The organism is Mesorhizobium sp. M3A.F.Ca.ET.080.04.2.1 (assembly GCF_003952525.1).
In the GTDB taxonomy this organism is placed as follows: Bacteria; Pseudomonadota; Alphaproteobacteria; order Rhizobiales; family Rhizobiaceae; genus Mesorhizobium.
In genome coordinates, this window is the sequence record NZ_CP034451.1 from 1,995,288 (window position 1) to 2,009,688 (window position 14,401).

General features: G+C 61.8%; 11 protein-coding genes. 8 read left to right on the top strand and 3 right to left on the bottom strand.

Features of this window, described 5'->3' with window-relative positions; all coding sequences use genetic code 11:
* Window position 1 precedes the first annotated feature (1 nt).
* Genes tssM through EJ074_RS09740 form a run of 6 tightly spaced genes read left to right on the top strand, consistent with a single transcriptional unit; the run spans window position 2 to window position 8,096 of the window.
* The gene (gene tssM / locus EJ074_RS09715; RefSeq protein ID WP_129553171.1) at window positions 2-3,541 is read left to right on the top strand and encodes a type VI secretion system membrane subunit TssM; all 3,540 of its coding nucleotides are present in this window, start codon (window positions 2-4) and stop codon (window positions 3,539-3,541) included.
* Window positions 3,523-4,065 carry a type VI secretion system-associated protein TagF gene (gene tagF, locus EJ074_RS09720; RefSeq protein ID WP_095808045.1) on the top strand — a complete coding sequence of 181 codons (543 nt, stop codon included), beginning with the start codon at window positions 3,523-3,525 and terminating at the stop codon, window positions 4,063-4,065. Before tssM ends, tagF begins: the two co-directional genes overlap by 19 nt.
* Complete coding sequence (locus EJ074_RS09725; RefSeq protein ID WP_129553172.1) at window positions 4,065-5,171, top strand: DUF2169 domain-containing protein; 1,107 nt, start codon at window positions 4,065-4,067, stop codon at window positions 5,169-5,171. Before tagF ends, EJ074_RS09725 begins: the two co-directional genes overlap by 1 nt.
* Window positions 5,168-6,190 (top strand): 3-oxoacyl-ACP synthase, encoded by a 1,023-nt coding sequence (locus tag EJ074_RS09730; RefSeq protein WP_095808043.1) that lies wholly within the window; start codon window positions 5,168-5,170, stop codon window positions 6,188-6,190. Before EJ074_RS09725 ends, EJ074_RS09730 begins: the two co-directional genes overlap by 4 nt.
* The gene (locus EJ074_RS09735) at window positions 6,191-7,216 is read left to right on the top strand and encodes a DUF4150 domain-containing protein (protein WP_095808042.1); all 1,026 of its coding nucleotides are present in this window, start codon (window positions 6,191-6,193) and stop codon (window positions 7,214-7,216) included.
* 13 nt (window positions 7,217-7,229) lie between these two features.
* Window positions 7,230-8,096 (top strand): hypothetical protein, encoded by an 867-nt coding sequence (locus EJ074_RS09740; RefSeq protein ID WP_129553173.1) that lies wholly within the window; start codon window positions 7,230-7,232, stop codon window positions 8,094-8,096.
* Here EJ074_RS09740 and EJ074_RS09745 read toward each other — a convergent pair.
* From EJ074_RS09745 to tssI, 3 genes are read right to left on the bottom strand one after another with little or no spacing between them, the layout of a single operon-like run.
* Window positions 8,089-8,442 carry a hypothetical protein gene (locus EJ074_RS09745; RefSeq protein ID WP_095808041.1) on the bottom strand — a complete coding sequence of 118 codons (354 nt, stop codon included), beginning with the start codon at window positions 8,440-8,442 and terminating at the stop codon, window positions 8,089-8,091. The genes EJ074_RS09740 and EJ074_RS09745 overlap by 8 nt on opposite strands.
* Window positions 8,442-8,867 (bottom strand): DUF6484 domain-containing protein, encoded by a 426-nt coding sequence (locus tag EJ074_RS09750; RefSeq protein WP_095808040.1) that lies wholly within the window; start codon window positions 8,865-8,867, stop codon window positions 8,442-8,444. Before EJ074_RS09750 ends, EJ074_RS09745 begins: the two co-directional genes overlap by 1 nt.
* An 8-nt stretch (window positions 8,868-8,875) precedes the next feature.
* A complete protein-coding gene (tssI, locus tag EJ074_RS09755) occupies window positions 8,876-11,203 on the bottom strand; it encodes a type VI secretion system tip protein TssI/VgrG (RefSeq protein ID WP_095808039.1) in 2,328 nt (775 codons plus the stop codon).
* A 304-nt stretch (window positions 11,204-11,507) separates the two neighbouring features.
* Between tssI and tagH the strand changes: the two genes are divergently transcribed.
* Window positions 11,508-12,587, top strand: coding sequence for a type VI secretion system-associated FHA domain protein TagH (gene tagH / locus EJ074_RS09760; RefSeq protein ID WP_129553174.1), 1,080 nt, complete (start codon window positions 11,508-11,510; stop codon window positions 12,585-12,587).
* Between the two features lie 268 nt (window positions 12,588-12,855).
* A complete protein-coding gene (tssL, locus tag EJ074_RS09765) occupies window positions 12,856-14,388 on the top strand; it encodes a type VI secretion system protein TssL, long form (protein WP_129553175.1) in 1,533 nt (510 codons plus the stop codon).
* Window positions 14,389-14,401 lie beyond the last annotated feature (13 nt).

Here is a 14,401-nt window from a genome sequence, read left to right on the forward strand (position 1 = left end):
GATGTTCATCCTGCGCTTCCTCTGGGCCGTGCTCACCTCGCGCTTCCTTTGGACGCTGATTGGCATCGCGCTGCTTTCGCTGCTGATCTGGGTGTTCGGTCCGATCGTCCAGGTCGGGCCGTATGCGCCGTTCGATTCCGACAATGTGCGCATCGCCATGATCGCGGGGCTGATCATCCTGTGGCTGATCTGGCTGATCATCGCGCAGCGCCGAGCGATCCGCGCCAACCGCATGTTCGTCGCCGAGATCGCGGCACCCGTGGCGGAGAAGCAGCTCACCCCCGGCGAGGAGAGCGTCGCCGCCGTCGGCGCCAAGTTCGGCGAGGTGATGGCGGAGCTCAAGCGGCGCAAGCTCGGCGGCCGCAGGTTCCTGCGCGAGATGCCGTGGTATGTGATCGTCGGGCCGCCGGCCACCGGCAAGACCACGGCGCTGCGCCAGTCGGGCCTCAATTTCCCGATCGACCTCACCGACGACCTGCAGGGCGTCGGCGGTACGCGCAATTGCGACTGGTTCTTCTCCGAGAATGCGGTGCTGATCGACACCGCCGGACGCTACGTCCAGCAGGAAAGCCAGCCGGATGTCGATGCGGCGGAGTGGCTTGGCTTCCTCGATCTGCTCAAGAAGCATCGCGGCCGGCGGGCGCTCAACGGCGTCATCGTCGCGCTGTCGATCGACACGCTTTCGGAAGGCGACGAGGCCATCAAGGCGCATGGCCGCAAGATCCGCCGCCGGCTGGCGGAGCTGAACGACCGACTGGAAATCCGCCTTCCCGTCTATCTGATGCTGACCAAGGCCGACCTGATCAAAGGCTTCGAGGCCTTCTTCGGCGGGCTGTCGACGACCGCGCGCGAGCAGGTGTGGGGCACGACCTTCCCGCTCGACGCCCGTGTCGATGCCAAGACGATCGAGAAGGAACTCGCCACGCTAGCGGCGGAACTCGAGCGGCGGCTGGTGCCGCGGCTGGAGGATGAGGAAAAACTCGCCGCGCGCGCCGAGATCTTCCGCTTCCCGGCCCAGCTTGCCAGCCTCTCCGAGCCGGTCCAGGTGCTGGTCGAGGCGATGTTCGGCGAGAGCCGCTACGAGGAAGCCGCCTGGCTGCGCGGCCTCTATCTGACCTCGGCGACACAGGAAGGAGCGCCGATCGACCGGCTGACGGCGGCGCTTTCCTCCTCCTTCGGATTGCCGCCGCGCCGCGCCATGCTCGCGCCGCGCGTCGAGAAGCGCAGCTTCTTCCTCAGGAACCTGTTGACCGAGGTCATCTTCAAGGAAGCCGGCCTCGGCACGTTCGATCCGCTGGCACAGCGCCGGCGCGCCTGGATCTGGCGCGGTGCCGCAACCGCCTGCGCGCTCGTTGCCTTGCTTGCCGCCGGTCTGTTCGGCTGGTCCTACTACGACAACCGCAATGCGATCACCGCGCAGGCCGGCCAGTTCGAGGCGCTGCAGGCGCCGCTGACCGAAGTCGCTGCCACGCCGGCTTCGGTGGAGGAGCCGACGATGGACAGCGCGCTGGCCGCGATGGATGCAGTTGCGACGTCGCGGACGTCGCCACCCGATGCGCCGCATGACCTGCTCGGGCCATCCGCCTCGGCAGAGCTCGTGCGCGCCCAGACCGATACTTACGACCATGCGCTGCGCAACGTGCTCGAGCCGCATATGGTGGCGCTGCTGGAAGCCACGATGTGGCGGCAGATCCGCGATCCGGATTTCATGCTCGGCGCGCTGAAGACGTACCGCATGATGACCGGCCTGTCGCAGATGGACCCCGACTTCGTGCAGAACTGGTGGGTGAACAGCCTGCCGGAGTTCGCGCCCGCGCCGCCCTTCCCCACTGCCGACGCCGAACAGCACCAGCTGGCCGCGATCCGCCGCATGACGGTCGACGACAGCTACGTCGCGCCGGACAAGGAATTGGTGGCCGAGGCGCTGAAGACGGTATGCACGATCTCGCTGCCGGAACGCGCCTACAAGCAGCTGCTGGCCGACCCGGAAGTGGCGGCCGTCAAGGAATGGGTGCCCGCCAATTTCGCCGGCCCCAACGGCGCCAAGGTGTTCGCGCGCCGCTCCGACAAGACGCTGCGCGTCGGTGTTCCCGGCGCCTTCACCTATACCGGATTCCATGACGCCGTCCTCGACCGGGTCGAGGATGTTGCCGCGCAGGCGGCGCTCGATCGCGCGGTGTTCGCCGGCGGCTGCTCGGAGAATGCCGAGACCTCCGTCTCGGCCCTCTCCGAGGACATACTAAAGCTCTACTATGACGACTACATCGCGCAGTGGGACAGCTTCCTGCGCGACATGAGGCTGGCGCCGCTGGCTGATCTCAACGTCGCCAGCGAGAATCTGAAGGACCTTTCGAGCGCCGATTCCGCATTGAAACGGCTCTTGACGGCAGTGGTCCAGGAAACCGACCTGACGCGATCGGACGAAGCGCCCGCCGACGACAAGGGCGGCGCCGCCAAGACCGGCTCCAAGCTGCTCGGTAAGCTCGGCAAGCTCGGCAAGGTGGTGAAGACCGGAGCGAAGCTCCTGCCGCGCGCCGGCTCGGCCGACCAGGTCGACATGACCGGCAGCCTGGTGGCCGAGCACTTCAAACGCCTCAAGGGCACGATCGCCGAGGTCGATGGCCAGCCGCCGGCGCTCGACGCAGCCGTGGTGGCGCTGACGGCGCTTTCCAACGTGCTGCAGACGGTGACCGCGAACCCCGACCCGCAGGACGCCATCAAGAAGCAGGGCGGGCTCGCCGAGCTGACGGGCGCCGTCGCCCGGCAGGCGCAGATCCTGCCCGACCCGATCGACGACTGGCTGAGCGGCATTGCCGGCGACACCAGCGGGCTGACGCAGAAAGCCGTCACCAACGAGCTCAACGCCATCTGGCGCGCCGACATCCTGCCCTTCTGCCAGGCCGCGCTCAACAACCGCTACCCGTTCAGCCCCGACAGCGCGGTGGACGTCAATGTGCGCGATTTCCAGCGCCTCTTCGGCCCGGCCGGCCTGATCGACGCCTTCATCAACGATCACCTGATCAACTATGTCGACACCGCCAGCCAGCCATGGAAATGGCGCGCCGATTTCGGGCTCGACGCTTCGGCGCTGGCGGCATTCGAACAGGCGCGGCACATCCGCGACGACCTGTTCCCCGGCGGCACCGGCCCGGTGATGAACTTCACGCTCGAGCCGAAGGACCTGTCGCCCAATGTCACGCGCGTGACGCTCAACCTCGATGGTCAGAGCCTCGTCTACTACAACAACGCGACCCGGCCGCAGCCGATGACGTGGCCCGGCAAGGACGGCACCGGCGTGATCTCGCTCGCCTTCCAGCCGGTCGACGGCTCGCCCGAGGTGATGCTGAACGAGACCGGCAGCTGGGCGTGGCTGAGAATGCTGCGCGGCGGCAAGTTCGACGGCACCAAACTCGCCGACGTCTACAGCCTGCGCCTCGGCACGAAGGGCATGTATGCCGACTTCGAGCTGAAGGCGGCGAGCGTCGAGAACCCGTACACGCTAGAGATGTTCAAGAAATTCACATGTCCGCCGCAGATATGAATGTGCCCGGCTTCTACGGTAAGATGCCCGCCACCGGCGATTTCGTGACGCGGCGGCTGACCAGCGATTTTGTGCGTGTGTGGGACCGCTGGCTGGCGCAGCACATCGTGCCGCTGTTTGGGCTTGAGGCTTGGCCGGCTGAGACCGCCTTGCGCTTCCTGGCTGGGCCGACTTCCTTCGGCGCGTCGGCCGGCATCATCTTGCGGAGCGCCGACAGGGTTGGCCGGCAGTTTCCCTTAAGTGTTGTCGCGAGGCTTGCCGAAGCGCCGCTGAAGCTCGCCTATGCCGACGCCTGGTTCGAAGGCATCGAGGAAGCGGCCTTCGCCGCGCAGCGAGGCGAGCTCACACCCGACGCGCTCGACACGGCGTTGGCCGCCCTGGCCGTGCCAGCTATCGACCAGGATGATGATGTCATTGACGACATGGTGATGTGGACGGCGCATTCGGACATTTTCGACGTCGACCCGCAGGCGCCGGACAAGACGGTGGAACAGATCTTCGCAACGAGCTGGGAGACCAGCTGATGCAGATCTGGAACCAGATGGGATATCCGCACCAGTTCACCATGGGCATGGACAAGGCCGGCCACGAGTGGATCGTCGTGGTGGTGAAGGGCACCTTCGATTTCCCAACGAAGCCGGGCGGGCTGGTGCAGAAATCGGCCGAGCAGGTTCCGCTGGTCATGGCCGACACCCAGACCGGCGTGCCCGGCTATTCGGCGACGCTGTGGGAGACGGACTTCGCCTTCCGCAAGCCGCGCTGCGATGTGATTGCCAATGGCTGCGCCTATGCGCCGGGAGGACGCCCGGCGGAGCGCGTGCCGGTCGGCATCAAGGTCGGCAACTGGTCGAAACTCTTCGAAGTCGTCGGCCATCGCGAATGGCGCGCCATCGGCCCGGTGTTCACCGCGACCGCGCCGCAGCCTTTCCTGAAGCTGCCGATTTCCTATGATGTTGCCTGGGGTGGGGTGGACCGGTTGGACCCGGAAGACACCCTTCCGGCCAGCTACAGGTACAACCCGGTCGGCACCGGTTGGTCGCGTACAAGAAACCAGCGCCTCATCCCCGGGCTACGGCTGCCGAATACGCAGGCGGTAGACGAGGAAATCCGTTCGCCCTTCGGCGACTACAAGCCGATGAGCTTCGGGCCAATGGGCCGCGGCTGGCCGGGTCGGATCGAATATGGCGGAACGTATGACCAGAACTGGATCGATAACGTCTTTCCTTTTCTCCCCGAGGATTTCGACGAGCGCTACTACCAGATGGCTCCGCCGGACCAGCAGATCGACCTGCCGCGTGGTGGCGAGGAGGTGGTGCTCATCAACTTGACGCCGGAAGGCCGCGTTTCCTTTCGCCTGCCAATGACCGCCCTGCCGATAGCGCTGTTCAAGAGACGAGAGAAGGCATTCGAAGGCAACATCCAACCCGACACAATTTTGTTTGACCCGGAAAACCGGCGCTTCTCGCTTGTGTGGAGGGTGTCGCAACGCATCCAGCGCACCATCCTGGATTTTTCTGAATGCTGGGTCGGCACACCGACGAAAGCCATGTTACTCGCCCGTGCTACGGGCAAACGTTACATCCGACGTTTCAATTTCCCACTTCGCTTTGAGGAGGACGAGCCCGCATGAGCGCCAGCCTGGATATCGAATCGATTGGGATGGTAACGGCAGTCGGCCTCGACGCACCGTCGAGTTGCGCGGCGATGCGGGCAAGGCTGGATGGATTTCAGGAAACACAGTTTATTGGGGCGAAGGCTGCCGCCCTCATTGGGGCGCCAGTTCCCCTTCCCCGAAACTGGATCGGCGCCAAACGGTTGGCTCACATGGCGGCTGGAGCCATCAGCGAGGCAATCAACTTGGCGCCTCGCCAAAGCCGTCAGATGCCGGTGCTTCTTTGCCTCGCTGAAGACGATCGCGCAGGACGACCATACGGCGACGGATCCGCTTTGCTTCGAAAAATCGTCGAGATTGTCCAGATCGAACCGCATGACGGCTCCCGGATTATCACGCATGGTCGCCCTGCCGGCCATGTGGCGCTCGATCATGCCAGAAAGCTACTCAACTCGGGTCAAGCGTCCTCGGTCGTCATTGCTGGGGTCGACAGTTACCTGACATCCGGGGCGATTGCGCACTATCTGGATCGGGAACGGTTGCTGACAGGCGACAATCCGAATGGCTTCATGCCGGGTGAGGCTGCAGCCGCTGTCGTGTGCACGAAGCCAAAGACGGGAGGGTTCAGAGTATCCGGCGTTGGTCTCGCGAAGGAACGAGCTGAGATTTACAACCCAGAAGACCGGGCGCTGCGGGGCGGCGGAATGACCGAGGCTTATCGCGCCGCACTCGATGAAGCAGGCATTGAGATGAGGTTCCTTGGTTATCGTATCGCCGACCTTGTCGGCGAGCAATATTGGTTCAAGCAGAGTGCCTTGGCGAGCTTGCGGCTTTTGCGTGGACGCCACGAATTTCAGGACATCTGGTCCCCAGCGGAGTCAATCGGCAATATCGGCGCCGCCGTCGTTCCACTCATGCTCGGCATGGCTTTTGAAGCAGCTCGCAAGGGTTATGCTGCCGGCAACCCGGTGCTGATCGAAGCGTCCAACGACGCGGGAGCATGCGGCGCGGCGGTTGTTCTCGCGAGGGCTGCATGAATGTCCAACGTCTTTGCCAACGGACTTGAGATCTCTGGCAAAGCGGTAGACGCAAAGACGATCGCCGATTTTCCGGATGTCTGCTTCACACCTCCCGAGAATCCAGCCACGCCTCCCGGCGTTCCAGTGCCCTACCCCAGTTTCGGCATGGCGAGCGATACCGACAAAGGTACCGGTACGGTAAAGATCGGTGGGAAGACCGTAAATATCAAAAACAAATCATATTTGTCGAAAACCAGCGGCACCGAAGCCGGGGCTGCAGCAAAGAAAGGCATTGTAACATCGAAGAACACCGGCAAGGAGTATTTCAATTCCTGGTCCAATGACGTGAAATTTGACGGCGAACCCGTCATTCGGATGACGGATCTTGCAACGAACAATCACGCATCGCCGGTCGGCAACGCGCCCCCATGGCCACATCTGGCTCAGCTGAACGTTGCGGGCATAGACTGTGAATCGGTTCTGGCCGATCTCAATCTCCACAAGCATTCGGACAAGAAGCAAGCCTGCGATCACTCTAAGACCGGCAAAGAATCCGAGCACATGCTCGGCAATGCCCTGATGCAGAACAAACGAGGTTCCAGAGCCCAAAGTATTCCTGGTTTCAACGGCAGCAACGGCTATAGCGCCAGCACCGCGCCCTGCCTCTGCATGGACGGCCCCAGCTCAGACAACTCGACCGAGCACGGCAAGAAAACGAGAGACCAGGAAGCCTTCAAAGAATCTCTCGCAATCAAGGACGCCAACGGAAACCCCACGGGCCGCTACCGCCAGCCCACAGCAAAAGAAGCTATCGATGCGGAGCTCAAGTCGGTACGCGAGAACCATAACCAAATTAAGAATGCCAAGCCAAAAAAGAAACAAGACGAAATAATGGAATGCCTGGAGGCCGTAATATACGACCATCTGGAAAGATGTTCGGACCCCAAGAAAACGAAGGAAGAAATACAGAAAACAAAGCTCAGAGTGCCCGGTGAGGGCGATTATCCGGCCCCGACAACCACGGCTCCCGTAACTTCCATGTAAAGGAGGATGTGTAATGGCTAGAGAAAAGTACATTACAAAAGACGGATTTTCAGTAGAAGTCGCGGAAGCATTTACATATAACGATAACGGCCTTTCATGTCTAGTAATACAATCTAACGAGGACCGGGATATCCATCTTAGCGAGGTAAAAACCTGTGATGATTTCACTCAAGGTGGACCAGAATTGGTTTTCGAATTTCGCGGCTGGATATACTCCATGCTACAGACGGACAATCAACATGTGTATCTAGCGCATACAGGAAAAACTCTCCGATACGGCCCTCACGCGAACCCGCAACCGGTGCTCAGCGTAAATGCGGATATTACAAAACTATGCGCGTCCGCACATGGTGTCTGGATAGTCGGACTACGAGGCTACGTCGCACATTTCGACGGAACGACCCTGTCGGAATACCCCATCCCGAATGGGGCGCATGTATATCTCGTTTCGGAGGCGCCGGATGGCAGCGTGTACGCGTGCGGTGACGGCGGCGGTCTATACCGACTCAGCTCCGGCCAATGGAACAGAATTGACCTGTCAACAGACGCAGACATATTTCGGATAATCGCGCAAGCCGCCGATCGGGTCTGGATGGTTGGATCAAACGGTCTATGCGCCCTGCTCGACGGCGCAGAATTGCGGGTTTTTTCCCCACCCGACGACCGCAACTATCGAGCAATAGCGGAATACAAAGGGCGGATGTTTGTCGGCGCAGGACATCTGGGATTGGACGTCATAGACGGGGAAAATGTTGTTAGTTTCAAAGAAAACGTGTATAGTTACTATCTATACTCCAACAATTACTACCTTGTCTCTACAGGATTTAACCAGATATGTCGATTTGATGGAAGTCAATGGCTTGGAACAGAATTTAGGTAGCATTATTACTTCCGAGAATAGATTGTATGTAATTTCTAACCTTTGCGAGATCCAGGTCTGATATTTTGACAGTTGTGGAGGTGGTCAGCATCCTGACCACAAACAGCTCTCCCGCCTCGGGAAACTCGCGGTAGCGCTCCTCCGCGATTCTCTTGCCCACGTCACCCGCGACGCGTAGCCCGTCGAGATGCGCCTCCAAGCGTTCAATCAGACGAACGAGACGCTCGACATCCATGTCCGGGTTTTCATCGGGATTGAGCAGATGCCAGTCGTAGATATTCCAAAGAAAGGCAGCCATCTCCGCGTGCTGACGCACGATATTTTCTAGAACCGGTGGTTTCGCCATCAATTCAGATTCACCGACCCGCCCCGGATACGGTTGGCGGCGCTGGCGTGGCTGACCAGATGCGTGCCCCGAATCGTCAGGTGACCGTCCTTTTCCATGATAATAACCGACCTTCCGCATCTGAGTTCTAACCGCTCGCTGGCGCAGATCTTTACTGTCTCGCCATCGCGAACCAAGTTATTTTCGGCTTGCTTTTTCGCCGGATCGACGATGCGTCCGACGATCAATGGCTTGAGCGGATCGCCATTTTCGAACAGCAGCGCCACTTCCGAACCGATCATATCTGACGACAGTTCCGTTAGGCTGCGCGCCGACAACGCAACTTCCTGAGGATTGCCCGGAAACACCACAAGCGGCGCATCCTCGCCATAGCCCAGAAAAAGACCGATCACGACGCCGTCGATACGGCTCAGCATCTCAGACATCGACCACCTCAGTTCTCATTGATCTTGGATCCTTTCATGGTGATATCACTGGACGCCTTGACGTTGATCTTGCCGGAACCTTTGATGGTGATGTTTTTCCCTTCAATCGTGATTGTGCCATCCTTCTTCATGGCAATCGCAGCGGACCCGGTTTTGATAATGATGGAAGCACCGGCGTCGATGATCAAATCCTTGCCGACCTTGATCGCTCCGTCCTCGCCGATTTCCAACAGGCTGCTCTTGGCTACCTTGACCGAGTGCGCACCACCAATTTCCGTTGAATCGTCCTTGGCGATCTTAGCCGAACGTCCCGCGCCAATATCGCTACCCTGATCCTTGGCGATTTTGAACGTCTGGCCACCCCCGATCTGGACGCCCTGATCGGCCGCGATATTCCAATTATCCGAAGCCCCGATATCGTGGCTCTGTCCGGCCCCCACGGTCATACTCCGCGACGCCCCAATCGTGTTCGTCTGCACCGCGCCGACACTGCGCGTCTCCGCCGCCCCCACCGTATCCACACGCGCAGCGCCCACCGTAATCGTCTGGACGATCCCCACCGTCTGCGAATGGTTAGCGTCGATATTTTCCGTCGAATTCGCAACAACGTGGATCGTCTCGTTGGCCATCACCGTCAATGACCGGTTGGCACCCACCGTCTCAGTATCATTGTTGCCGATATTCGTCGTCTGATCGACGCCGATCTTGACCGTCTTGTTGTTGCCGACGTCCTCGTCGAGGTTGTGGCCGACGGAGTGCTTGGCGTCGTGGTCGATGCGGTCGGACTGGTCGTGCTGGACCAGCTTGTTGCGATCGTTCTTGATCAGCAGGTGGTGGTCTTTCTGGGCCTGGAAATTGACCAGCTCGGAGCCGGCCTTGTCCTCGAACATCAGTTCGTTGTAGCCGCCCCCACCCTTCGACGAATTGGACTTCCAGCCCGATTGCGTGGCGTTGCCCGGCAGTCCGTAGGGCGGCATCTGCGAGGCGTTGTAGACGCGGCCGGTGATGATCGGCAGGTCGGGGTCGCCCTCGATGAAATCGACGATCACCTCCTGGCCGATGCGCGGGATCTGGATGAATCCCCAGCCGCTGCCGGCCCAGGTCTGCGACACGCGCACGAAGCAGGACGAGTTCTGGTCCTTCTTGCCGAGCCGGTCCCAATGGAACTGCACCTTCACGCGCGCATATTTGTCGGTGAATATCTCCTCGCCGGAAGGGCCGACGACCGTCGCCGTCTGCGGCCCGCGCATGATCGGCCGCGGCGTGATGCGCGGCGGGCGATAGGGCAATTTGGTGGGCGCCACGCCAAGCACGATCCTGAAGTTCTCGGTATGGGCCTCGTTCTGGGTGCGGTAGCCGGGATCGAACAGCCGGTACTCGGCGCTGACCACCAGATAGTCCTGGTTCTGGTCGTCGCGCGGGAAACTTTCCAGCTTGAACTTGCAGCCGGAATGAAGGCCGCGCACGGTGCCGACAGCGGTGCTGCGCTGGTGCACGGCCTGGAGTTCCTCGCGGCGAACACCGGCAATCGTGTCGCCGCGCCCGACATCGAGATGCGCTCCGGGCTGGCGGTAGTTCTCACCCGAGGCTTCCTTGTGGCTGAACGGCTGGGCGGATTTCGCCATCAGGTCGGCGCCGGGCTTCTCGAAATCGTAATCCGTGTGGGCATAAGCGCCCGGCCGCACCGAGCTGCCCGGTATCCATTCGGTGATGTATTCGACGTCGCGCCGCGAGGCCTGGCCCTCGAAATTATAGAGCACCTTGTCGTAGCCCGGCGCCTGCTTCAACTTACTCATCGCATCGCACAGGATCAGCGTGTGCTTGCCCTCGTCATGCTCGAAGAAATAGAAGATGCCCTCGTGCTCGAGCAGCCGCTGCACGAAATCCAGGTCGCTCTCGTCATACTGCACGCAATATTCGCGTGAGGGATAGGATCCCTGCAGCCGCTTCTCGAATTTCGCGATGCCGTATTTCGAAAAGATCTTCTCGACGATCTCGACCACCGTCATATTCTGGAAGATGCGGCAATCGGTGGTGTTGCCGAGGAACCAGAGCCAGGGCCTGACCACCGCTTCGTAAAAGGCCAGCCGGTCCTCGATGCGGGTCAGCCTGAAATCCGACACCAGGCCGCTGAACCAACGTTTCGGGTCGGACTCGCCCTCCACCGAAACGGGGCCGCCCAGCATCTTCAGCGGGTCGACATCGTGGCTCTTGGAGACGAAGCCAACCGTGTAGGAAAAGCAGCGGCTGATCTCGTCACGCCCGACGAGATGGGTGAAGGTCAAAAGGTCGGCGCCAACGGGCGTCTGCACAACCGTGGCACGTTCGTTCGGCATGGGTCGTGCCCCTCCTGGACGCGGCCGCCAGTATGATGGATCGAAGCCCCCGCTATGTTAACCGCATCACGTTCGGGAACTTTTCGAATTCACCGCACCGGACCAAATCAGCCTAGCACATGTTTTGGCGCCGGCCAAAGAACTGTGGCGGCACAATACACTTGCGGTAAATCATCCTGAAACGCTCTTGTCCCACGGCGGCCGCAAGCTGCTAGAATGGCGGACGCAATGCCGGGAAAAGCGCAGAGTTTCCGGCCGGATTGCCAGTGATAAGTGCTTTCGATGAGGCTCGGCGGCGTACCGGATGTTCATCTCGCTTCAGATCAGCAATGTCGACCGGCTGCCCCGGGGCACCGCGGCCAGCTATGCCGCGCGCGACCGCAGCTTCGAGATCGGCCGCGAGAATTGCGACTGGACGCTCGCCGACCCGGACAAAATCATCTCGGGCCGGCATTGCGAGGTCCGCTACCAGGCGGGCGCGTTCTGGCTCTATGATGTCTCGCGCAACGGCACCTTCATCAACGGCTCCCGCCAGCGCATGGCCGGCCCGCATCGGCTTGGACATGGCGACCGGCTGCTGATCGGCCGCTATGTCATTTCGGTTTCGATCGAGCAAGAAGGCGTAACCAGCGGCCATTCGCAAACCCGGGCCGGCTCGACACAGCGCGAATTGCCGCCGGCGACAGGCCGGCCGCTCGAATTGTCCAATGAGCCGTTCTTCGGCCAGGCGGAACAGCGCCTCAGCCAGAGGGCGCCGGTCTCGACATCCTCTGCGCTGCAGCCGGCGCCGGCGCCCTCGCCGGCTCGGCCGGCGGAAGCCGACGGGTTGTTGCGGGAGATCGCGAAAGCCGCCGGCATTTCGCCCGACCTCATTCAGTCGCGCGACCCGCATGAAGTGGCGGCGGAGATCGGCACGGTGCTCAGAATGATCGTCGAGCAATTGTCGCTGCTGCTCAAGGCGCGCGCGGCTGCCAAGGTGCTCGCCAAGAGCCCGCATCGCACCATGATCGGCGCCGAGGACAACAACCCGCTGAAATTCGTGCCGGGAACCGATGACATATTGGAGATCATGTTCGCCAAGCGCAGGGCCGGCTATCTCGATGCCACGGACAGTGTCGAGGACGCATTCCGCGATCTGAAGACGCACGAGTTGGCCACCTATGCCGCCATGCAGGCGGCACTTTCCAGGTTGCTCGACGACCTGTCGCCCGAGGCGATCGCCCGTAAGCTTCCGCCGACGTCCTTCTCGTCCAAGAAAAGTCAGGCTTGGGATGCCTTGGTCGCTACCTGGCGGACCATGGAGGAGACGCATGAAAACGGCATGCTCGATGTCTTCCTGGCCTATTTCAGCGAAGCCTACGCCAAGGCCAGCAAGCACAAATAAGAAATTGCAATCAAGGCTCATGGCGGCGCAGATCCCGACGCTATGTGACGGGTATCACAGAAGAAACCCTGATCTTGCTTTCCGATTTCAATTAACCGCTTGGGCGATTAGGATGGCGCGCGGAAGCTTGCCTGGCGGGCAAAGCGGCGTGGCTTGGGGCGTGTGCAGCAATGTCATGTTTCGGCGAGATCAGCCTTTCCATCCGGCCCGCCGTCAGGCCATGGCATAAGGTTCGTCTCCATGCTCGCTGCTCGGCGGTGAACCGCCGATGAGTTCGAAGGACGATCCCTCCGCCGGCGCGGGCAAGACCGTCATTCGCGCTTCACGGCAACGGCCGCAATCGCCCGCGGCGCCTCAAAGCCGTCGCCCGGACAATACTGGACCTGCGCCGCCGGGCGCCAGGGAATCGACGGTCTTCGACCCTGGCCTCGGCCGGGAGATGCCGACCGGCTGGTCGTCCGGCACCGTCATCCAGCAAGGGGCCGCCTCAGAAGCGGCAGCAGCCGCAGCCGCGCCGAAGCTCCAGCAGGACATCCTGCTCGATGCCGCGGGTGGCGTGCAATATGGCGCGGCCAACCCAATCCTCGGCGCGGCAGCACCGCTGCTGATGCTGTTTGGCCAATTGCGGCTGATGCCGGTCGAGAGGCAGGCGGGTCTGCTCGCCGAACACATCGCCGAAGCGATCGAGGTGTTCGATCGGGAGTTGGCGAAAGCCGGCGTGGCTGAGGAAGAAGCACGGATCGCGCGATTTGCCCTTTGCGAAACCGCCGACGATCTGGTCGGCAACCTGCCATGGCCGAAGGACGCCGGCTGGAGCGGGCACAGCCTGGTGGCGCGGTTCTTCCACCGCAAGCCCACCGGCACGGGTTTCTACGAGGCGCTGAACAGTCTCCTGGGCAAACCGGAGGCGCATCAGGACCTGCTGGAACTGATGCATGCCTGCCTGTCGCTCGGCTTCGAAGGCCAGTATCGCGGGCGTGCCGGCGAACGCGACAATCTCGAGCGCGTGCGGCGCGATGTCTATGACACGATCCGTTATTTCCAACCGCTCGCCGACGACGACATCTCGCCGCACTGGCAAGGCATGGCGGCAACGATGTCCAAACCGTCCGCCCGGTTGCCGCCATGGGCCGTCGCGGCGGCCGCGGCGACGCTGGTGACGGCGGCATTCTTCGCTATGCGAATATTCATCACCGATGAAGGCGACGCGACTGCGCGCGAGTTGCTGGCGCTCAATCCATCGACGCCGGTCACGATCGAGCGCGCCAGCGTGGCGCCGCTGGCCGAGCCGGAAACAGCCGCTCCTCCTGCGGCTGCTCCTGCTCCTGCGCCTGTCCCTGCGCCCGTCGCGCTCACCCAGATCAGCCGCATCCGCGCCGCTCTGGCCAAGGACCTGGTGCGCGGCGGGCTGGCGGTGGGCACGCAGGGCAACTTCATCGTGGTGGAGATCAACAACGCCCTGATGTTCGAGGCCGGCAAGGCCGAGCTGAAGCCGGAGTTCCAAACCGTCGCGGCGGATATCGTCGCGGCCCTCGATGCCGAGCCTGGGCCGATCAGGATCGTCGGTCATACCGACAATGTGAAGCCGCGCAAATCGAGCGCCTTCAAGTCCAATTTCGACCTCTCGGTCGCCCGCGCGAAGGCGGTCGAAGCGATGATGGCGCCGGGCTTCAAGGATCCGTCGCGGATAACCGCCGACGGCAGGGGCGAGGACGAGCCGATCGCCGACAATGCGACGCCGGAAGGCCGCGCCTCGAACCGCCGCGTCGACGTGATGATCCTCAAGGAGGAGGCACTTTGAGCGCGGCCGGCCG